The 19,304-nt window shown below is 71.4% G+C and carries 23 protein-coding genes; 13 read left to right on the top strand and 10 right to left on the bottom strand.

Annotated features, from left to right (window positions below; translation table 11 throughout):
• Nucleotides 1–6: 6 nt before the first annotated feature.
• Both rsmA and ACP7BP_RS02645 read left to right on the top strand, forming a co-directional pair.
• On the top strand, nt 7–882 hold the full coding sequence (gene rsmA, locus ACP7BP_RS02650) for a 16S rRNA (adenine(1518)-N(6)/adenine(1519)-N(6))-dimethyltransferase RsmA (RefSeq protein ID WP_426243373.1): 876 nt from the start codon (nt 7–9) through the stop codon (nt 880–882).
• Nucleotides 879–1,796 carry a 4-(cytidine 5'-diphospho)-2-C-methyl-D-erythritol kinase gene (locus tag ACP7BP_RS02645; RefSeq protein ID WP_426242221.1) on the top strand — a complete coding sequence of 306 codons (918 nt, stop codon included), beginning with the start codon at nt 879–881 and terminating at the stop codon, nt 1,794–1,796. The genes rsmA and ACP7BP_RS02645 overlap by 4 nt, the downstream gene beginning before the upstream one ends.
• Nucleotides 1,797–1,808: 12 nt before the next feature.
• Here ACP7BP_RS02645 and ACP7BP_RS02640 read toward each other — a convergent pair whose 3' ends face one another.
• Complete coding sequence (locus ACP7BP_RS02640) at nt 1,809–2,288, bottom strand: hypothetical protein (protein WP_426242219.1); 480 nt, start codon at nt 2,286–2,288, stop codon at nt 1,809–1,811.
• A gap of 189 nt (nt 2,289–2,477) precedes the next feature.
• Between ACP7BP_RS02640 and ACP7BP_RS02635 the strand changes: the two genes are divergently transcribed.
• Nucleotides 2,478–4,262, top strand: a complete 1,785-nt coding sequence (locus ACP7BP_RS02635; protein ID WP_426242217.1) for an ABC-F family ATP-binding cassette domain-containing protein — start codon at nt 2,478–2,480, stop codon at nt 4,260–4,262.
• 31 nt (nt 4,263–4,293) lie between these two features.
• On the opposite strand, the gene ACP7BP_RS02630 is transcribed toward ACP7BP_RS02635, so the two are convergent.
• Nucleotides 4,294–4,791, bottom strand: coding sequence for a MarR family winged helix-turn-helix transcriptional regulator (locus ACP7BP_RS02630; RefSeq protein WP_426242215.1), 498 nt, complete (start codon nt 4,789–4,791; stop codon nt 4,294–4,296).
• Nucleotides 4,792–4,856: 65 nt separating this feature from the next.
• Between ACP7BP_RS02630 and ACP7BP_RS02625 the strand changes: the two genes are divergently transcribed.
• The 4 genes from ACP7BP_RS02625 (at nt 4,857) to ACP7BP_RS02610 (ending at nt 7,575) form a co-directional block, all read left to right on the top strand.
• Complete coding sequence (locus tag ACP7BP_RS02625; protein ID WP_426242213.1) at nt 4,857–5,627, top strand: trans-aconitate 2-methyltransferase; 771 nt, start codon at nt 4,857–4,859, stop codon at nt 5,625–5,627.
• Nucleotides 5,624–6,004 (top strand): VOC family protein, encoded by a 381-nt coding sequence (locus tag ACP7BP_RS02620; protein WP_426242211.1) that lies wholly within the window; start codon nt 5,624–5,626, stop codon nt 6,002–6,004. The genes ACP7BP_RS02625 and ACP7BP_RS02620 overlap by 4 nt, the downstream gene beginning before the upstream one ends.
• Before the next feature lie 13 nt (nt 6,005–6,017).
• A complete protein-coding gene (locus tag ACP7BP_RS02615) occupies nt 6,018–6,593 on the top strand; it encodes an AAA family ATPase (protein ID WP_426242209.1) in 576 nt (191 codons plus the stop codon).
• Between the two features lie 124 nt (nt 6,594–6,717).
• Entirely contained in the window at nt 6,718–7,575 is an 858-nt protein-coding gene (locus ACP7BP_RS02610) for an aldo/keto reductase (protein WP_426242207.1), read from the top strand.
• Here the strand turns inward: ACP7BP_RS02610 and ACP7BP_RS02605 are convergent, their stop codons facing one another.
• From ACP7BP_RS02605 to ACP7BP_RS02585, 5 genes are all read right to left on the bottom strand, one after another.
• Nucleotides 7,576–8,463, bottom strand: coding sequence for an amino acid ABC transporter permease (locus ACP7BP_RS02605; RefSeq protein WP_426242205.1), 888 nt, complete (start codon nt 8,461–8,463; stop codon nt 7,576–7,578).
• Nucleotides 8,460–9,110, bottom strand: coding sequence for an amino acid ABC transporter permease (locus tag ACP7BP_RS02600; protein ID WP_426242203.1), 651 nt, complete (start codon nt 9,108–9,110; stop codon nt 8,460–8,462). The genes ACP7BP_RS02605 and ACP7BP_RS02600 overlap by 4 nt, the downstream gene beginning before the upstream one ends.
• 65 nt (nt 9,111–9,175) lie before the next feature.
• Nucleotides 9,176–10,060, bottom strand: a complete 885-nt coding sequence (locus ACP7BP_RS02595; RefSeq protein ID WP_426242201.1) for a glutamate ABC transporter substrate-binding protein — start codon at nt 10,058–10,060, stop codon at nt 9,176–9,178.
• 28 nt (nt 10,061–10,088) lie between these two features.
• The gene (locus ACP7BP_RS02590) at nt 10,089–10,865 is read right to left on the bottom strand and encodes an amino acid ABC transporter ATP-binding protein (RefSeq protein WP_426242199.1); all 777 of its coding nucleotides are present in this window, start codon (nt 10,863–10,865) and stop codon (nt 10,089–10,091) included.
• A gap of 187 nt (nt 10,866–11,052) precedes the next feature.
• The gene (locus ACP7BP_RS02585) at nt 11,053–12,489 is read right to left on the bottom strand and encodes a hypothetical protein (protein WP_426242197.1); all 1,437 of its coding nucleotides are present in this window, start codon (nt 12,487–12,489) and stop codon (nt 11,053–11,055) included.
• A 90-nt stretch (nt 12,490–12,579) separates the two neighbouring features.
• On the opposite strand from ACP7BP_RS02585, the gene miaB reads away from it, so the two are divergent.
• Complete coding sequence (gene miaB, locus ACP7BP_RS02580) at nt 12,580–14,046, top strand: tRNA (N6-isopentenyl adenosine(37)-C2)-methylthiotransferase MiaB (RefSeq protein ID WP_426242195.1); 1,467 nt, start codon at nt 12,580–12,582, stop codon at nt 14,044–14,046.
• Nucleotides 14,047–14,563: 517 nt separating this feature from the next.
• Complete coding sequence (locus ACP7BP_RS02575; protein WP_426242193.1) at nt 14,564–14,977, top strand: endonuclease domain-containing protein; 414 nt, start codon at nt 14,564–14,566, stop codon at nt 14,975–14,977.
• Nucleotides 14,978–15,019: 42 nt separating this feature from the next.
• Here the strand turns inward: ACP7BP_RS02575 and ACP7BP_RS02570 are convergent, their stop codons facing one another.
• Genes ACP7BP_RS02570 through ACP7BP_RS02560 form a run of 3 tightly spaced genes read right to left on the bottom strand, consistent with a single transcriptional unit; the run spans nt 15,020 to nt 16,144 of the window.
• Entirely contained in the window at nt 15,020–15,322 is a 303-nt protein-coding gene (locus tag ACP7BP_RS02570; protein WP_426242191.1) for a hypothetical protein, read from the bottom strand.
• A 14-nt stretch (nt 15,323–15,336) separates the two neighbouring features.
• On the bottom strand, nt 15,337–15,783 hold the full coding sequence (locus tag ACP7BP_RS02565; protein ID WP_426242189.1) for an NUDIX hydrolase: 447 nt from the start codon (nt 15,781–15,783) through the stop codon (nt 15,337–15,339).
• 19 nt (nt 15,784–15,802) lie between these two features.
• A complete protein-coding gene (locus ACP7BP_RS02560) occupies nt 15,803–16,144 on the bottom strand; it encodes an antitoxin (RefSeq protein ID WP_426242187.1) in 342 nt (113 codons plus the stop codon).
• Nucleotides 16,145–16,202: 58 nt separating this feature from the next.
• On the opposite strand from ACP7BP_RS02560, the gene miaA reads away from it, so the two are divergent.
• From miaA to ACP7BP_RS02540, 4 genes are read left to right on the top strand one after another with little or no spacing between them, the layout of a single operon-like run.
• On the top strand, nt 16,203–17,123 hold the full coding sequence (miaA, locus tag ACP7BP_RS02555) for a tRNA (adenosine(37)-N6)-dimethylallyltransferase MiaA (RefSeq protein ID WP_426242185.1): 921 nt from the start codon (nt 16,203–16,205) through the stop codon (nt 17,121–17,123).
• A gap of 39 nt (nt 17,124–17,162) precedes the next feature.
• Nucleotides 17,163–17,678: a dihydrofolate reductase family protein gene (locus tag ACP7BP_RS02550; RefSeq protein WP_426242183.1), complete on the top strand. Its 516-nt coding sequence runs from the start codon at nt 17,163–17,165 to the stop codon at nt 17,676–17,678.
• A gap of 18 nt (nt 17,679–17,696) precedes the next feature.
• A complete protein-coding gene (gene dapF, locus ACP7BP_RS02545) occupies nt 17,697–18,500 on the top strand; it encodes a diaminopimelate epimerase (protein ID WP_426242181.1) in 804 nt (267 codons plus the stop codon).
• 25 nt (nt 18,501–18,525) lie between these two features.
• Nucleotides 18,526–19,302: an SDR family NAD(P)-dependent oxidoreductase gene (locus ACP7BP_RS02540; RefSeq protein ID WP_426242179.1), complete on the top strand. Its 777-nt coding sequence runs from the start codon at nt 18,526–18,528 to the stop codon at nt 19,300–19,302.
• Nucleotides 19,303–19,304: the final 2 nt, after the last annotated feature.

The following is a 19,304-nucleotide window of genomic DNA, read 5'->3' as shown; positions in this document are numbered from 1 at the left end:
ACTACCCTGACCAGCGTGAACCACGACGCTTCCGCCGGGCCGAGACTCCTCGGCCCGGCGGACGTTCGTGCGCTGGCTGCCAGCCTCGACCTGCGCCCCACCAAGCAGCGCGGGCAGAACTTCGTGATCGATGCCAACACCGTGCGGCGGATCGTCCGGGACTCCCGCATCACCGCCGACGACGTGGTGGTCGAGGTCGGACCGGGCCTAGGGTCGCTCACGCTCGCCCTGCTCGACGTGGCCCGCCGCGTGGTCGCCGTCGAGGTCGACCCCGCGTTGGCCGGCCTGCTGCCGCAGACCATCGCCGACTTCGCGCCCCACCAGGCCGACCGGTTCGAGGTGGTGCTCGCCGACGCGATGCGCGTCGAGGGGCTTCCCGGCCCGCCCCCGACGGCCCTGGTGGCGAACCTGCCCTACAACGTGTCCGTCCCGGTCCTGCTGCACATGCTCACCCTGCTGCCGTCGCTCGAACGCGGCCTGGTGATGGTGCAGGCCGAGGTGGCCGACCGGCTGGCGGCCGGCCCCGGCAGCAAGATCTACGGCGTGCCGTCGGTCAAGGCCGCCTGGTTCGCCGACGTACGCCGCGCCGGCACCGTCGGCCGTAACGTCTTCTGGCCCGCGCCCAACGTGGACTCGGGCCTGGTCGCCTGGACCCGACGTGAGCCGCCGGTCACCACGGCCACCCGGGAGCAGGTGTTCACCGTGGTCGACGCGGCGTTCGCCCAGCGCCGCAAGACGCTCCGCTCCACCCTCAAGGGACTCGCAGGCTCGGCCGAGGCCGCCGAGGCTGCGCTCCACGCCGCCGGTGTGGACCCGCAGGCGCGCGGCGAGGTCATCGGCGTGACCGACTTCGCGCGGATCGCCGAGGGGATCTTCCGGTGACCTCCGCGACACCGGCCTCGGTGACGGTGCGCGCCCCCGCCAAGATCAACCTGCACCTCGGCGTGGGCGCGCCCCGCGCCGACGGCTTCCACCCGCTGCTGACCGTCTACCACGCGATCGGGATCTACGACGACGTCACCGTGAGGCCGGCCGACTCCTGGTCGCTGGCCCTCGAGCCCGCGCCGTACGTCGACGCGGCCGACGTGCCGCTCGGCGACGACAACATCGTCTTCCGCGCCGCGACCCTGCTCGCCGGTCTGCACGGCCGTCCGGCCCACGCCGAGGTGGTGATCCGCAAGGACATCCCGGTCGCCGGCGGGATGGCGGGTGGCTCGGCCGACGCCGCGGCTGCGCTCGTCGCGCTCGACCGGCTGTGGGGCGTCGAGACCTCCGACGAGGACCTGTTCCGGCTGGCCGCCGAGCTGGGGAGCGACGTGCCGTTCGCGCTGATGGGCGGCAACGCGCTCGGCACCGGCCGAGGCGAGGTGGTCGAGTCGGTCCGCGGCGGTGACGTCACCCGTTGGTGGGTGGTGGTCACGGCGCACGAGGGCCTGTCGACCCCGTCGGTCTACCGCCACTTCGACGCGCTGCGTCCCGACGCCTCCGCGCAGCCGGCCCCGCCGCACCGGCTCGTCGCCTTCCTCGCCGACCCCGTCGAGGCGATCGCCGGGCTGCTCCACAACGACCTGCAGGACGCGGCCCTCGACCTGCGGCCCGAGCTGCGCGACGTACTCGCTGCGGGGGAGCGGGCCGGAGCGCTCGCCGGCATCGTCTCCGGCTCCGGCCCGACCTGCGTGTTCCTGTGCGGCTCAGGCGACCACGCGCGTGAGGTGGCCGCCGGTCTCGACGGCGCCGGCGAGGTGGTGCTCACCGCCAACGGGCCCGTGGCCGGCGCCCACCTCGTCGACTACTGACCCGCGGCCCGCTCACTCCACCGGCAGCGCCTCGCGCTCGCAGTCGCCGTCGACCAGCGCCACGATCCGCAGCTCTGTGACGCTCTTGGCGCGCAGCTCCAGGGTGGCGTCGTCAGGACCCTCGGCGTCGAGTCCCTCGTAGCCACCGGGGATCTCTCCGTCGATCACCTCCCAGCCCTCGGGCTCGACGACGTCGGCCACCGTGGCGCGGACGTCGTCGATCGGCACGTCGATGCCGAGCCGCTCCGGGATGGTGTAGGTCTGCGACCTGAACCAGCAGGTGCCCTCCTCGGGCCCCGGCGCCAGGCTCCCGGCGGCCGGCGGCATGCTGGTGACGCCCAGGTCGTCGACCAGCGCCTGCGCGACGTCGTCGACCAGCGCGGTGTAGTCGGTGGTGGCCTGCTCGACCGTCACCGACGGCCCGTCGCCACAACCCGCCAGCGCCAGGGCCAGTACGGCGGCCGCCACCGGCAGCCGGAGACGCTCAGGCATCGGCGGGGCGGAACGTCAGGACGTCGAGGAGGTCTCTCACGTCGCCCGTCGCCAGGTCGACGCGCTCGGCGTCGTCGACTTCCAGTGCCATCGGGACCTCCTCTGCCGTGCTCGGCAACTACCCTCGGAGGGGTGGGACCAAACCCCGGCCCCGCGGGGTCACGGCTGCCCTGACAGGATCGGAGGGACATGGCCAACCTCCTGAACCTGGAACGCGTCTCGAAGTCCTACGGCGTGCGTCCACTGCTCACCGAGGTCTCGCTCGGGATCTCGCAGGGTGAGCGCATCGGCATCGTCGGCCGCAACGGCGACGGCAAGACCACCCTGCTCGAGATCATGGCCGGGCTCGAGGAGCCCGACACGGGCCGTGTCTCGCACGCGAGCAGCCTGCACATCGGCTACCTCCACCAGGGCGACGAGCTTCTCGACACCCACTCCGTGCGCGAGGCCGTGCTCGGCGGCAAGGCCGACCACGAGTGGGCCGCCGACTCCCGCACCCGCGAGATCGTCGAGGTGCTGCTCGCCGGTGTCTCTCTCGACCGGGCCGTCCTCGGGCTGTCGGGCGGCGAGCGCCGCCGGTGCAGCCTGGCTGCCCTGCTCCTGGGCGACCACGACCTGGTCATCCTCGACGAGCCCACCAACCACCTCGACGTCGAGGCCGTCGCCTGGCTGGCCGAGCACATGGTGGCTCGCACGTCCGCGATGGTCGTCGTCACCCACGACCGCTGGTTCCTCGACGCCGTCTGCGAGACGACGTGGGAGGTGCACGACGGCGTGGTCGACTCCTACGACGGCGGCTACGCCGCGTTCGTGCTGGCCCGTGCCGAGCGGCAGCGCCAGGCCTCCTCCTCCGAGGTACGCCGCCAGAACCTCGCCCGCAAGGAGCTCGCGTGGCTGCGGCGCGGTGCCCCGGCCCGCACGTCGAAGCCGAAGTTCCGCATCGAGGCCGCCACCGCCCTGATCGAGGACGTGCCCGAGCCGCGCGACCGGCTCCAGCTGCAGCGCTTCGCCACCCAGCGGCTCGGCAAGGACGTCATCGACATCGAGGACGCCGACCTCAGCCGCGGCGACAAGCAGCTGCTCTCGCACGCCACCTGGCGGCTCGGTCCCGGCGACCGGGTCGGCATCGTCGGCGTCAACGGCGCCGGCAAGACGTCGGTGCTCTCGCTGCTGGCCGGTGACCTGTCACCGGACGCCGGACGTGTCAGGCACGGCCGCACCATCGCCCTCCAGCACCTCACCCAGGCGCTCGACGACCTCGACCCGGAGCAGCGGGTGCTGCCGACCGTCGAGTCGATCAGCCGGGTCACCCGCACGGTCGACGGCGAGATCACCGCCACCGCGATGCTCGAGCGCTTCGGCTTCACCGGCGACCGGCTCACCGCGCGCATCGGCGACCTCTCCGGTGGTGAGCGCCGGCGCTTCCAGCTGCTGTGCCTGTTGCTCACCGAGCCCAACGTGCTGCTGCTCGACGAGCCCACCAACGACCTCGACATCGACACCCTCAACGTCCTCGAGGACTTCCTCGACGGCTGGCCGGGCACGCTGGTGGTCGTCTCGCACGACCGCTACTTCCTCGAGCGCGTCACCGACTCCGTCTGGGCGCTGCTCGGTGACGGCCAGATCTCGATGCTTCCGCGCGGCGTCGACGAGTACCTCGAGCGCCGGGCCGCCGGTCTGCGTGCCGCCGCGGCCGCCAAGACGTCGTACACGCCGAGCGTCACGGAGGGTCAGCCGACCTCCCGGGCGAAGCCCGGCAGTGCCGAGGAGCGTACGGCGCGCAAGCTGCTGGCCCGCCTCGACCGCCAGCTCGAGCGGATTGCCGAGCAGGAGGCGAAGCTCGAGCTCGAGATGGCCGAGCACCTCACCGACTACGAGCGCCTGGCCGAGCTCGGCCAGCAGCGCGCCGCGCTGCACGACGAGCGTGAGCGCGTCGAGCACGAGTGGCTGGAGGCCTCCGAGTCGCTGCAGTGATCGGTTGACGGGACGGTGACGGCTGTCGCGGTCACGGCTCCGGGGGTGAGAACGGCGCGAGCAGGGCGCGCAGCAGGGCGGCGAGCTCGGTGCGCTGGCGGGCGGACAGGTCGGCCAACAGCAGGCTCTCCGCCTCGAGCAGCGCCTCGAAGGCGCCGTCGACGGCGGTCTTGCCCTCGGGAGTGAGCCGGACCAGCACGCCGCGGCGGTCGCGGGGGTCGGGCAGGCGATCGACGAGGCTGCGCGCGACGAGCCGGTCGACGCGGTTGGTCATGGTGCCGCTGGTCACCAGGGTCTCGCGCAGGAGCCGTCCTGGGGACAGCTCGTACGGCGCCCCGGCCCTCCGCAGGGCGGCCAGCACGTCGAACTCCCAGCTCTCGATGCCGTGTGCGGTGAACGCGTCCTTGCGGGCGAGGTCGAGGCGGCGGGCCAGCCGGCCGATGCGGCTGAACACCTCGACAGGGGCGAGGTCGAGGTCGCCGCGCTCACGCGCCCACGCCTCGACCAGAGTGTCGACCTCGTCCCTCATTGGTGCATTGAACCAGATGCGTCGAGAATCTTGACATCAAGATACCTTGCGCGCACGATGGAGCCATGGCCTATCGCTGGGATCCGGACCGCTACCTCGCCTTCGCCGACGAGCGCGGCCGACCTTTCGTGGACCTCCTGGCCCGCGTCGGAGCGCGTGATCCGCGGACCGTCGTCGACCTCGGCTGCGGCCCGGGCAACCTGACCGCCCTGCTCGTCGCCCGCTGGCCCGAGGCGCACGTGGTCGGCGTCGACTCGAGCCCGGAGATGATCGACAAGGCCCGCGCAGCCGGGTCCGGGATCGACTTCGACGTGGCCGACCTGCGCGACTGGCGGCCGGCCGAGCCGGTCGACGTACTCGTCTCCAACGCCACGCTCCAGTGGGTGCCCGGTCATCTCGAGCTGCTGGCCGGTCTGGTCGCGCAGGTCGCCCCCGGCGGCTGGTTCGCGTTCCAGGTCCCCGGCAACTTCGACGAGCCCAGCCACACCCTGCGGACCGAGCTCGCCGCTGAGGAGCCCTACCGCGAGCTCGCGGCGGGCACCGCCGAGCCGGCGAGCCACGACCCCGAGACCTACGTCGCCGCCCTCACCGCGCTGGGCTGCACCGTCGACGCGTGGGAGACGACCTACCTCCACCTGCTCACCGGGGAGGACCCGGTCTTCGACTGGGTCTCCGGCACCAGCGCCCGCCCCGTGCTCGCGGCGCTGCCCGACGACCTGCGCGAGCAGTTCGTCGCCGAGTTCAAGAGGCGTCTCCGGCAGGCGTTCCCGCAGCGGCCCTACGGCGTGGCCCTGCCCTTCCGCCGCGTCTTCGCGGTGGCGCGGGTGCCGGCGTGATCGCTCTCCACCACGTCCAGGTCGCGATCCCGCCCGGGGGCGAGGACGACGCCCGGCGCTTCTACGCCGACGGGCTCGGCCTGACCGAGGTGGAGAAGCCGGCCGACCTGCGGGGCCGCGGCGGCGCCTGGTTCCGTGCGTACGACGACCACGGCGGCGTCGCGGCCGAGATCCACGTGGGGGTCGAGGACCCGTTCACCCCGGCCCGCAAGGCGCACCCCGCCCTCGTGGTCGACCGCCTCGATGCGATCGCCGAACGGCTGGCTGGGCTCGGCTTCGACGTCGACCGGTCCCAGGAGCACACGTTCGAGGGGCACCGCCGCATCCACACCTTCGACGCCCACGGAAACCGGGTCGAGGTGCTGGAGCGCTCGTGACACCATCGCGCGCATGCTGCTCGTGATCTTCGGCCCGCCGGCTGTCGGCAAGATGACGGTCGGTCGCGCGGTGGCCGACCAGAGCGACTTCCGGCTCTTCCACAACCACATGACGATCGAGCCGCTGCTGGAGCTCTTCGGCTACGGCACGCCGCCCTTCGACGTCCTCAACGACGAGTTCCGCATGCGGATCCTCGAGGAGGCCGCCGCCTCCGACACCGACCTGGTCTTCACGTTCGTCTGGCCGCTCGACGACGAGGGCGACCTCCGCGTGGTCGAGCGCTACATCGCGCCGTACGTCGTGGCGGGCAAGCAGGTCGCGTTCGTCGAGCTGGCCGCGCCGCTCGACACCCGGCTGGAGCGCAACCGCACCGAGCACCGCCTCGCGGCGAAGGCCTCCAAGCGCGACGTCGAGTGGTCCGACGGGAACGTGCGCGAGCTCGAGCGCCACGTGATGAGCACCGTGCCCGGCCGCCGTACCCTCGCCGAGGACCTCCTCGACCGGCACCGCTTCCTGCGCATCGACAACAGCGAGCTCTCGCCCGCCGACACCGCGGCCCGGATCCTGGCCTGGCTGCGCGGCTCCTGAGCCTGCCGCCCCCCGCTCCATGTAACGCGCAGTTATGTGCACTGAGCGCCCGGTGTGCGGGGGTCCCAATGCACATAACTACGCGTTACATGAGCGAGCGGCCCGGGTGGCTAGGGTCGGGCCCATGAGCCTCCCCACCCGTCGCCTCGGCGACCTCCAGGTCAGCGCCCTCGGTCTCGGGGGCATGCAGCTCTCGACGCAGGGCCCCGACGCGACGGCCCGCGCCGAGGTCACGATCCACGCCGCCCTCGACGCCGGCATCACGCTGATCGACACTGCCGACTGCTACGCACCTGACGGCACCGGCCTGGGGCACAACGAGGAGCTGATCGCGGCGGCGCTGGCGTCGTACGGCGCGGACACGAGCGAGGTGCTCGTCGCGACCAAGGGCGGCATCCGGCGCGACGGCGCCGACTGGCCGGTCGACGGCCGGCCGGAGTGGATCCGCGAGGCGGTCGAGGGCTCGCTCCGCAGACTCGGCGTGGAGTCGATCGGGCTCTACCAGCACCACCGGCCCGACCCCGCCGTCCCCTACGAGGAGACGATCGGCGCGTTCAAGGAGCTGGCGGACGACGGGAAGGTACGCCGGGTGGGGCTCTCCAACGCGGACCCGGGCCAGATCCGGGCCGCGCACGCGATCCTCGGCGACCACCTGGTGTCGGTGCAGAACGAGTTCTCCCCGAGCTTCCGGTCCTCGCGCCCCGAGCTCGGCCTGTGCGCCGAGCTGGGACTGGCCTTCCTGCCCTGGAGCCCGCTGGGCGGCATGCGGCACGCGTCGGGCCTCGGCTCCGAGCACGCGTCGTTCGCCGAGGTGGCGCTGCGGTACGACGCGACGCCGCAGCAGGTGGCGCTGGCGTGGCAGCTGGCGATCGACCCGTGCGTCATCCCGATCCCGGGAGCGAGCAGGCCTGAGTCGGTGCTCGGCTGTGTCGAGGCGCTTGACCTGACGCTGACCGGCGAGGACCTGGCCCTGCTGGGCTGATCAGGTCTGCGGGACGACCTCTTCGACCTTGACCATCGCCGTCCGCGCACCGTGAGACCTGCTGAGCCGCCGCTCGACGTACGTCGCGAGCCGCGACAGCGCGTAGTTGAGCGCGATGAAGATGACGGCGACGACCAGCAGCACCTGGATCGGGTTGTCGAGGTTGAGGGAGATCAGGTTTCCCTGCCTCAGCAGCTCCGTGTAGAGGCCGGCGGCCACCGCGGCCAGCGAGGTGTCCTTGAGGACCACGACGAGCTGGCTGATCAGCGCGGGCAGCATGGTCCGGAAGGCCTGCGGCAGCAGCACGGTGGTCATCGCCTGGCGCTGCGTCATCCCGATCGCCAGCGCCGCCTCCCCCTGGCCGCGGGGCAGTGAGGCCACCCCGGCCCGGATGATCTCGGCGATGATGACCGAGTTGTAGAGCGTCAGGGCGATGACGAGGAACCACAGGCCGTCCTCGCCGGGAAGGCCGCTGATGTCGAGCTTCAGCTGGCGGATGAACACGTAGACGTAGAGGATCGTGACGACCACCGGGAGGCCCCGGAACAGCTCGATCAAGGCCACGAGGGGGATGCGCACACCCCGGCCGAGCATCATCCGGGCCGTGCCGAGCAGCGTGCCGATCACCAACGACAGGCTGATCGCGAGAGCGGCGGCGACCAGGGTGTTCACCAGTCCCTGGCCGAGCAGCCGCCAGACCGCGTCGAAGTTCTCGTCGGAGGGGCTGAAGAGAGGCGACCACAGCTCTGCCTCGAACTGACCGCGGTCGGCCAGACGCTTCACGACCAGCGCCGCGAGGGCGAGCAGGGCCAGGACGGCGACGACGGTGCCGATCAGGGCGCGACGCCTGGCTCGGGGTCCGGGCTGGTCGTACAGGACGCTGCTCATCGGGCGATCGCCACCTTGCGCTCGGCGTAGGCCAGGAAGAGCCCGGCCGGGATGGTGATGCAGAGGTAGCCGATCGCCACGCCGGTCATGACCGGGAGCCCGTCGTAGCCCTGGGCGCCGGTCAGGTTCTTGTAGACGGCCCACAGGTCCCGGCCCACACCGAAGGCGCCCACCACGGCGGAGTTCTTGAACATCGCGATCAGGACGCTGCCGAGTGGCGGAACGGTGCTGCGGAGCGCCTGGGGCAGGATCACCTGTCCGAGCGACTGGGTGAACGTCAGCCCGATGGCGCGGGCCGCCTCCGCCTGGCCGGTCGGCACAGAGTTGATGCCCGACCGGATCGCCTCACAGACGAAGGCGCTGGTGTAGATCACCAGCGCGGTGATGCCGAAGAGGTAGAACGAGGCGTTGACGCCCACCTCCGGCAGGCCGAACGCCATGAAGAAGAGCACGACGGTGAGCGGGCAGTTGCGGATCACGGTCACCCAGGCCGTGCCGAAGGCACGCAGCGCCGAGACCGGCGAGACCCGGCAGGCTGCGATCAGCGTGCCGAGCACCAGCGAGCCGATCAGGGCCCACAGGCAGATGCCCAGAGACCGGAGGAAGCCGGACCAGAACAGGTCGAGGTTGTCGGTGACCGCGTCCACCGCGTGCCTTTCATGAGGAGGTCGGGTGGCGCCCAGAGGCGCCACCCGACCAGTGGATCAATGGATCAGGCGCACGGGTCGGGCTCGGGGAGCGTGGGCGTCTCCGTGCCCTCGACCTGACCGGCCGTCTCCTCCCACGCCGTGGTGTAGGCGTCCTCGTTGTCGGCGAGGGTGTCGTTGATGAACTCGCAGAAGTCGGTGTCGCCCTTGGTGATGCCGATGCCGTAGGGCTCCTCGGTGAACTGGTCGCCCACCAGCTTGAACTCACCGTCCGACTCGCCGACGAAGCCGGCGAGGATGACGTTGTCGGTGGTCACGACGTCGACCTGGCCGTTGCTGAGGGCGTCGGCGCACTTGTCGTAGACGTCGAAGAGCACCAGCTGGTCCTCGCTCGCGAGGTACTGCTTGATGTTCTCGCCCGGGGTGGAGCCGGTGACCGAGCAGACCTTGGCGTCGGGGTTGGCCTTGAGGTCCTCGGGAGCGGTGATGGCGTCGTTGTCGGACATCACCATCAGCATCTGGCCGGCCTCGTAGTAGGGACCGGCGAAGGAGATCCGCTCCTTGCGCTCGTCGTTGATCGTGTAGGTCGCCACGACGAAGTCGACCTCGCCGTCCTCGATGACCTGCTCACGGACGTCGGAAGGCGTCTCCTTCCACTCGATGTCGTCCTCGGCGATGCCCAGGGCGCCCGCGATGATCTTGCCGACCTCGACGTCGAAGCCCTCCGGGTCACCTTCGAGGTTCTTCAGGCCGAAGCCCGGCTGGTCGAACTTGGTGCCGATCGTCACGGTGCCGCGCTCAGCGATGTCGGCCATGGTGGTGCCGGACTCGAAGTCGGTGTCCGAGGCGACCTCGGTGTCGCTGCCGCCGCCGTCGTCACCGCCGCAGGCCGTGAGGCTCAGGGCCAACCCGGCTACCGCCACAGCGGCCTTGATCTTCGTGAATCGCATGTGCATCTCCCTTGATGTGTTCGACTTGTCAGTGCTTGAGGATCTTGCCGAGGAAGTCCTTGGCACGGTCGGACGTCGGGTGGGTGAAGAACTCCTCAGGGGTGTTCTCCTCGACGATCGCACCATCGGCCATGAAGACCACGCGGTCCGCCGCCGTACGTGCGAAGCCCATCTCGTGGGTGACGACGATCATGGTCATGCCGCCCCTGGCCAGCTCGACCATGACGTCGAGGACCTCCTTGATCATCTCCGGGTCGAGCGCGGAGGTCGGCTCGTCGAAGAGCATCACCTTCGGGTCCATCGCGAGAGCCCGGGCGATCGCCACGCGCTGCTGCTGGCCGCCGGAGAGCTGGGCGGGGTACTTCTCGGCCTGGTGGGCCACGCCGACGCGATCGAGGAGGTCGTGTGCGTGCTTCTCGGCGTCTGCCTTCTTGAGGCCGCGCACCTTGATCGGGCCGAGGGTGACGTTCTCGAGGATCGTCTTGTGGGCGAAGAGGTTGAAGCTCTGGAACACCATCCCGACCTCGGCACGGAGCGCCGCGAGCTGCTTGCCCTCCTGGGGCAGCGGCTTGCCGTCGAGGGTGATCGTGCCGGCGTCGATCGTCTCGAGCCGGTTGATCGCGCGGCACAGCGTCGACTTGCCGGAGCCGGACGGACCGATCACGACGACGACCTCGCCGTGGTTCACGGACAGGTTGATGTCGGCCAGCGCGCGCAGCGACCCGAAGTACTTGTCGACGCCCTCGAGCACGACCAGGGGTTCGCCGTGGCCGGCGCCGGCCGGCTCCTGCTGAAGCACAGTCATGGCCGCAACCTATCCACACGGGACCCGATCGGACATCTCCTCACGGTCAACATGTGCGAATCGTGACCATCCGGACGCTTCCGTCGAGACTCCACGGCGGTCGGCGAGGGCGCATTGCACTCGAGACAGGTCCGGGGGTGCAGGCCTGCGCTTACACCCCGGATTCCTACGTCCCGCCCCCCACGAGTCAGTCCAGGTATCGGCGGTAATGCGGGAGAGACGACGGTGTCGTGGGCGCGGGCGCCTGGCCTAGAGACTGCGCGCGCTCAGGACCGCAGGACACACGGGTCTCGGCGATGCAGGTGGTGCGGCCGCGCGACGTCATGCCCACGGCGACGTCAACGCCGTCCCCTCCGTCGAGCACGGTCTGCCTCGGGCGGGAGCGGCGTCCGGACCAGGAGGAGTAGACGTCGTTGCCGACCAGGACGTCATCGCCGGCCTCCCCCTGGACGTTGCTGGTGGGTGCCGTGCACCGCTGGGGCTCGGCTGAGCTGAAGGCGATGGTGAATGCGTCGTCCTCCGGGTCCTGCCCGGACACGAGGTGGTCGTTGCCGGCCCCGCCACGAAGCGTGACCGCGCACCCCTCTGCGCGGAGGTCGTCGTTGCCGTCGGAGCCCGTCAGCGAGACGCTGCCCGAGGTCCGCGCGGCCAGGCGCTCGACCGACGCCATTGTCAACGTCGTCCCACCGGCCGTGACTTGTCCGGTCGTCGTGTCGCCGACGATGTCGGACTCGGTGAGGTACTTCAAGGCGTCGTCGCCCTCGCCACCGTCGACCAATCCTGCCGCGTGGCCGATGATGGGCGAGGTAGCGACGGTGTCGTCGCCGCCGCCCATGGTCGCGGAGATCGAGCCTGGGCCGATGAAGCCGACGGTGTCGTCGCCCGTGCTCCCGGTGAAGGACTGGGTGCCCTTCGCGAACAGCTCGTAGGCGTCGAAGGCGGACCAGCGGAGGTACGACTCGTCGGCGACCGTCGCCGTGCCATGCTGCGCGTCGACGGCCAGGCGGGCGCGTCGGGCGACGTACAGGCTGAGGACGTCCGTGCCCGGACCACCGGTCAGCCGCGCCCCGCTGCCGGCCTTGCCGACGACCATGAGCGAGTCGTCCCCGCTGCCGAGGTCGACGGTGTCGAGGTTGGCTCCCCGGCGAGGGCCGATCATGACGAAGTCGTCGCCGCCCCGTGTGCGGATGGTGTCGACCCCGCCGGCACGCCCTCCGCGGGCGTGGGTCTCGCGCACCAGGTCGGAGCCGCCGCTCCCGGAGTAGGTGTCGTCGCCCGGCCCGAGAAGAACGTCAGGACGCCCTCGACGCTCCTGTGAGAGGACGGTGTCGTCGCCGTTCCCCGCGCGCACGAGCGTGGTGCCGCGGGTCCGCAGGCAGATGGTGTCGTCGCCCGCGCCCGCAGCGACTACGGCGGATCCGCGCCCGGTCACGACGATCACATCGTCCTTCGCCGTGCCGGTCACCCGCTTCGCCATACCGGTCACCTGCTCGGCGCCGCTGACGATCGTCGCCCGCTTGCCGTCGCAGCGCACGGCCGCAGCCGATGCGCTGCTGGACGCGAACGCGAGCGGAGTGAGAGCGAGCAGGAGCGCGCCGATGACGGTGGGCGTGGAGTGTGGCATGGATCCTCCGGATGAGTGGTGAGGCGGCAAGGTAGCAGCGCACGGCACGATTCGAAGGGGAATCCACAATCGCCGTACTCTGGTGGCGCGATGCGTACCTACGAAGTGCGCACCTACGGGTGCCAGATGAACGTCCACGACTCCGAGCGGCTGACCGGCCTGCTGGAGGAGGCGGGGTACGCCGCCGCTGCGCCGGATGAGCAGGCGGACGTGGTCGTCTTCAACACCTGCGCGGTCCGCGAGAACGCCGACAACAAGCTCTACGGCAACCTGTCGCACCTCGCGCCTGTCAAGGCCGCCCGCCCCGGCATGCAGATCGCCGTCGGCGGCTGTCTCGCACAGAAGGACCGCGCGACGATCACCGAGAAGGCGCCGTACGTCGACGTCGTCTTCGGCACCCACAACATCGGCTCCCTGCCGGCCCTGCTCGAGCGCGCGCGGGTGCAGGAGGAGGCGCAGGTCGAGATCCTCGAGTCGCTGTCGGTCTTCCCCTCGACGCTGCCGACCAAGCGGCAGTCGGCGTACGCCGCGTGGGTCTCGATCTCCGTCGGCTGCAACAACACCTGCACGTTCTGCATCGTCCCCTCGCTGCGGGGCAAGGAGGAGGACCGCCGGCCCGGCGACGTCCTCGCCGAGATCCGGGCCCTGGTCGCCGAGGGCGTCAGCGAGGTCACCCTGCTCGGCCAGAACGTCAACGCGTACGGCGTTGAGTTCGGCGACCGGCAGGCGTTCTCCAAGCTGCTGCGTGCATGTGGCGAGATCGACGGGCTCGAGCGCGTTCGGTTCACCTCACCGCACCCAGCCGAGTTCACCGACGACGTGATCGCGGCCATGGCCGAGACGCCCACGGTGATGCCGCAGCTGCACATGCCGCTGCAGTCGGGCTCCGACCGGGTGCTGCGCGCGATGCGGCGCTCCTACCGTCAGTCGAAGTACCTCGGCATCATCGAGCGGGTGCGGGAGGCCATGCCGCACGCCGCGATCACCACCGACATCATCGTGGGCTTCCCGGGCGAGACCGAGGAGGACTTCGAGCAGACGCTTGAGGTCGTTCGCCGCGCCCGCTTCTCCGGCGCCTACACCTTCATCTACTCCAAGCGTCCCGGCACGCCGGCGGCCACGATGCCGGACGAGGTGCCGGCCGCGGTGATCTCAGATCGCTACAACCGCCTCGTCGAGCTCGTCAACGACATCGCGTGGGACGAGAACAAGAAGCTCGTCGGCACCACCGTCGAGCTGATGGTCTCAGAGGGCGAGGGCCGCAAGGACGCCGCCATGCATCGGCTCTCCGGCCGCGGCCCCGACAACCGCCTCGTGCACTTCAACCCCGAGGGCGCTGAGGGCGTCCGGCCGGGGGACATGGTCGAGGTGCGGATCACCAAGGCCGCACCGCACCACCTGGTCGCCGACGGGGCGGTGCTCGCCGTGCGTCGTACTCGATCGGGCGATGCCTGGGAGGCGCGCACCTCGGCGCCCTCCGGCCCGGCTGCCGTCGGGCTGGGCATGCCGGCGCTCGGCGTACCCACGCCGCTGCCGGCCGCTCCCGCCTGTGGATGAGGCGCACGCACCGGGCTGACCTCGCGGCATGCTCGGTCGATGCCGGTCGTGGAGCATCTCGAACGGATGGGCGGCGTAGCTACGCGCGGCACCCTCCTTCGCGTCTGCCCCCGCGCGGAGGTCGACGCCGCGGTCGCCGCCGGAGACGTGTCCGTGCTGGCGCGGGGCCGCTACGCCCTCCCGCAGGTCGACCGATCGCTGGCCGCCGCGCACCGGGTGAGCGGGGCCGTGTCGCACCTCAGCGCGGCACTCGCCCTGGGCTGGCAGGTCCTGCGCCCACCGGCACTCCCGCACGTCACGGTGGCCAGCAACCGCCGGGTCTCCGAGGAGCAGCGACGTGGCATCGCACTGCACTGGTCGAGGCTCGCGCCGGAGGACGTCGACGGCCTGGTGACCTCAGCCGACCGGACGCTCGTCGACTGCCTGCGCACCCTGCCCTACGCCGAGGCGCTGGCGGTTGCCGACTCCGCGCTGCGCGACGGCTTCCCGCCTAGCCGCCTCGCGGCGCTCTCGCGTGATGCCCGCGGACCGGCGTCGGCCAGGCTCCGCCGCGCGCCGCGCGGCGCGCGGCGCCGACGGCCGCGCCGCCAACCCGTTCGAGTCGGGGCTCCGGGCCATCTGCAACGAGGTCGAGGGCCTCCGGGTGGAGCCACAGGTCCCGATCCGCGACGGGCGCTTCCTCGGCCGGCCCGACCTCGTCGACGCCCGGCTGCGGATGGCCATCGAGGCAGACTCGTTCGAGTGGCACGGCGGCCGGACGGCGCTGGTCCGCGACGCACGGCGCTACAACGCGCTGGCGGTGGCAGGCTGGCTGGTCCTCCGGTTCACGTGGGAGGACGTGATGCTCGACGCCGAGCAGGTCCGCTCCGTGCTGGTGGCAGCAGTAGCCGAGCGGGAGTATCAGCTCTGCCACGCCTGCCGCTCCGCCTGAGGTGGGCTCGCACGGGTCGTTGCTCCCGCTCGGCTACGAGAGTCAGGCCGGGGGCTCGACCGAGCCGTCCTCGGCCTCCTGGCCCGCTTGGGGTTCGGACTCGGTGCCGGACTCGGTGCCGGATTCATGGTCGGCAGCCTTTCCCTCGGGTGCCTGGGACTTGTCGTCGGGCTCGGCGACCGCCTCCGGCAGCACGTCCTCGACCGCCGGGTTGCCTTCGGGTCCCAGATCCCGGGGGAGCGGGGGTGCAGGGGTCTCGTCGACGGCGTCGGCGCCGCCGGGGTTGGGCTCCCCGGGCTCGACCACGGGATCTGGCTGAGGGCCGAGCTTCGTGTCGTCTGCCATGACTGCTCCTTGGGTTAGAAACCGTGGGTGAGGTACGGCGTGCCGGTACCCAGATGCTCCAGCGCGACACGCTCGTGGGGGACCACCGGCTCCGGCAGGTCGTCGAGTCGGCACCACCGCAGCTCGGCGCACTTGTCCGGCTCCACGATGACCGGGTCGCCGGCCCAGGACCGCGCGCTGAAGAAGAAGTCGACCCGTTCGTCGATCGGGTCGGCGTGGCGGGTGCGCTGCATGGTCGTCTCGAAGACCAGCTCGATGCCGTCGATCCCGAGCTCCTCGCGCGCCTCCCGGTGGGCCGCGTCGTACGCCGTTTCGCCGCGCTCGACGTGGCCGGCTGCCGCGGCGGCCCAGTGACCGTCCATGTAGCCCGTGCCCTGGCGCAGCTGGAGCAGCACCTCGGGACCTGTGCCGATGTCGCGGAGCAGGTAGACGTAGGCGGCGGGCACGACGACGAAGCGCATGCCGCGCAGGGTAGACGCCCTACTGGCCGCGCGATGCCCCGGTCGGGTTGGACGGGTCGGTGGGCGGGCCCGGCGGGATGGGGTCGGTCGGGTCGGCCGGTGCGGGGTGGGTCGGCAGGGTGGGGTCGTGCGGCTCCGACGGCCCCGGCGTGGTGGTGTCGCGGATGTCGTCGTTCTTGCCGTCGAGCCGGTCGAGCGCGTCCTTGACCCTGGCTGCCCCGGAGGCGATCTTGTCGCTGTGCTTGCGGCCGGTGCGGCTGTCGATCGCCGCGGAGGCCTTGTCGATCCCGTCGGCGATCTTGTCGCCGTGGTCGTCGACGGCCTTCGACAGCTTGCCCTTGGCGTTGTCGAGGAATCCCATGAACCCTCCTAGTGTCGGCGTCGCCCCGATGGGCGCCGCACTTGAGAGACTAGCCAGCGTGGCCCACCCTGCGCACTCTCGACGGACCGTCGCCGTCGTCGGCGCGACGGCCTCCGGGAAGTCGGACCTGTCCCTCGACCTCGCCGGGCGCCTCGACGGCGAGATCGTCAACACCGACGCGATGCAGGTCTACCGCGGCATGGACATCGGTACGGCAAAGCACCCGGTCGCCGCGCGGCGCGGCATCCCGCACCACCTGCTCGACACCCTGGGCGTGCGTGACCCGGCGACGGTGGCGGAGTTCCAGCGCTGGGCCCGGGCGGCCATCGCCGAGATCCGTGCGCGCGACCGGACCCCGGTCCTGGTGGGCGGCTCGGCGCTCTACACCCGGGCGATCCTCGACCGCTTCGAGTTCCCGGGCACCGACGAGTCGATGCGACGCGAGCTCGAGGCAGAGCTCGCGGCAGCGGGCCCGGCCGCACTCCACGACCGGCTCCGAGTGCTCGACCCCGAGGCGGCCGGACGCATCCTCGTCGAGAACGGCCGCCGCATCGTCCGCGCCCTGGAGGTCATCGCCATCACCGGCCGGCCCTACAGCGCCAGCCTGCCGGATCTCGAGTACGCCGACCCGGCCACCGTGCAGATCGGCGTCGACATCGACCGGCCCGCCCTCGACGCGCGCATCTCGGCGCGGGTGGACGAGATGTTCGAGACCGGCTTCGTCGAGGAGGTCGAGCGACTCCTCGCCGAGGGCCTCGCCGAGGGCCGAACCGCGAGCCGCGCCATCGGCTACCGCGAGGTGTCGGCGTACCTCCGTGGGGAGCTGAGCATGGCCGAGGCCCGGGAGCGGACCTTCGTCGCTACCCGTCGCTTCGCGCGCCGCCAGGACTCGTGGTTCCGGAAGGACCCGCGCATCGTCTGGATCCGGTACGACGACCCGGATCGCGCCGAGCGCGCGGTCGCGGCAGCGCTCGGCTGACCGATCAGGACTGTCGGTGGGGTGGTGCACGCTGGTGCGATGACGACCTACTACTACACGGCATCCTCCGTGGACGGGTTCATCGCCGACGCCGACAACTCGCTGTCGTGGCTCCTGAGCCGCGACGTCGACCACGAGAAGGACATGGGGTTCGAGACGTTCCGCCCCCTCGTCGGTGCGTGCGCGATGGGTGCCACGACCTGGCAGTGGATCCTCGACAACGACCCGGGCGAGTGGTCCGCCAAGCCGACGTGGGTCTTCACCCATCGCGACTTCCAGCCCACGGAGCACGTGACCTTCACCCAGGGCGACGTGACCGCCGTGCACCGCGAGATGGTCGAGGCGGCTGGCGGGCTGGGCGTCTGGATCGTCGGCGGGGGCGAGCTGGTCGGGCAGTTCGCCGATGCCGGGCTGCTCGACGAGGTGTGGGTGCAGTGGGCGCCGGTGACCCTCGGTTCCGGCGCGCCGCTGCTCCCGCGTCGCCTCGAGCTGAAGCTGGAGGAGGTGGTGCGCAACCGCGAGCTCGTGTGCGGCCGATACACCCTCGTCAGGTGACGGTGGGACACTGAGCGGGTGACCTATCCCTTCCTCCTGGGCCACGGCACCGAAAACGACTTCGTGCTGCTGCCCGACCACGACGGCAGCGTGCACGGCGACCTCGACGCCGACCGGGTGCGCGCGCTGTGCGACCGCCGGGCCGGGCTGGGCGGCGACGGGGTGCTCCGGGTGGTCCGGTCGGCCGCCTTGGGCCTCGACGGGCCGGAGTGGTTCATGGACTACCGCAACGCCGACGGCGGAACGAGCGAGATGTGCGGCAACGGCATCCGAGTCTTCGCCCGTCACCTCGTCGAGGAGGGGCTGGTGCGACTGCCGGTCGAGATCGGCACCCGCGACGGGGTGAAGACCGTGCACGGCGACGGCGACCTGCTCACCGTCGACCTCGGCAGCCCGCGGACGCTGGGCGAGACGAAGGTCGGCGTCAGCGAGCGGGCCTGGCCGGCGCTGCACGTCGACATGGGCAACCCGCACGCGGTGGCGTTCGTCGACGACCTGGCCGACGCCGGAGACCTGCTCGCGCCGCCCGAGCACGACCGCGAGGTCTATCCCCGCGGCGTCAACGTGGAGTTCGTCGTACGCCGCGGTGACCGGCACGTCGCGATGCGCGTGCACGAGCGAGGAGCCGGCGAGACGCGCAGCTGCGGCACCGGCGCGGCTGCGGTGATGGTGGCCAGCGCCCTGGCGGACGGGGTGGACCGTCCCGTGACCTACCGAGTCGACGTTCCCGGCGGCGAGCTCGCCGTCACGTGGACGACCGACGACCGCGTGCTGCTGACGGGCCCGGCCGTCGTGGTGGCCCGGGGTACCACCGACCTCTAGGCCTGCCGCCACTAATCTCTGCGGCATGGACATCACCGGAGCATCCGCCCTCGTCACCGGCGCCGCCTCGGGCATCGGCGCAGCCGTAGCCCGGCAGCTGGCCGCGAAGGGCGCGCGCGTCGTCGTGGCCGACGTGCAGGACGAGAAGGGCGAGGCCCTCGCCGCCGAGATCGGCGGCGTGTTCGCCCATGTCGACGTCACCGACACCCAGCAGATCGAGGACGCCGTCAGGCGGGCCGGCGAGCTGGGTCCGCTGCGCGTGCTGGTCAACTCCGCCGGGATCGGCCCGGCCGCCCGCACGGTCGGACGCGACGGCACCCTCGACTCCGCGCACGACCTGGACCTCTACAAGCGGGTCATCGCCATCAATCTGATCGGCACGTTCGACGCCATCCGGGTCGCCGGCACCGCGATGGGCACCCTCGAGCCCACCGAGACCGGCGAGCGCGGCGCGATCGTCAACATGGCCAGCGTGGCGGCCTTCGACGGCCAGATCGGCCAGGCGGCGTACTCCTCGTCGAAGGGCGGCATCGTCGGCATGACCCTCCCGGTGGCCCGCGACCTCGCCGCGATCGGGGTGCGCGTCAACACCGTGGCTCCCGGCCTCATCGACACCCCGATCTACGGCGAGGGCGAGCAGGCCGAGGCGTTCAAGGCGAGGCTCGGTGAGTCGGTGCTCTTCCCGAAGCGGCTCGGCCAGCCCGACGAGCTGGCCAGCATGGTCATCGAGTGCGTGACGAACTCCTACATGAACGGCGAGACCGTGCGCGTCGACGGCGGCATCCGGATGCCCCCCAAGTGACC

The organism is Nocardioides sp. LHG3406-4, assembly GCF_049897745.1.
Lineage (GTDB): Bacteria > Actinomycetota > Actinomycetes > Propionibacteriales > Nocardioidaceae > Nocardioides.
The sequence above is the reverse complement of the archived record's forward strand: the minus strand, read 5'-3'. Positions and strand labels throughout refer to the sequence as shown.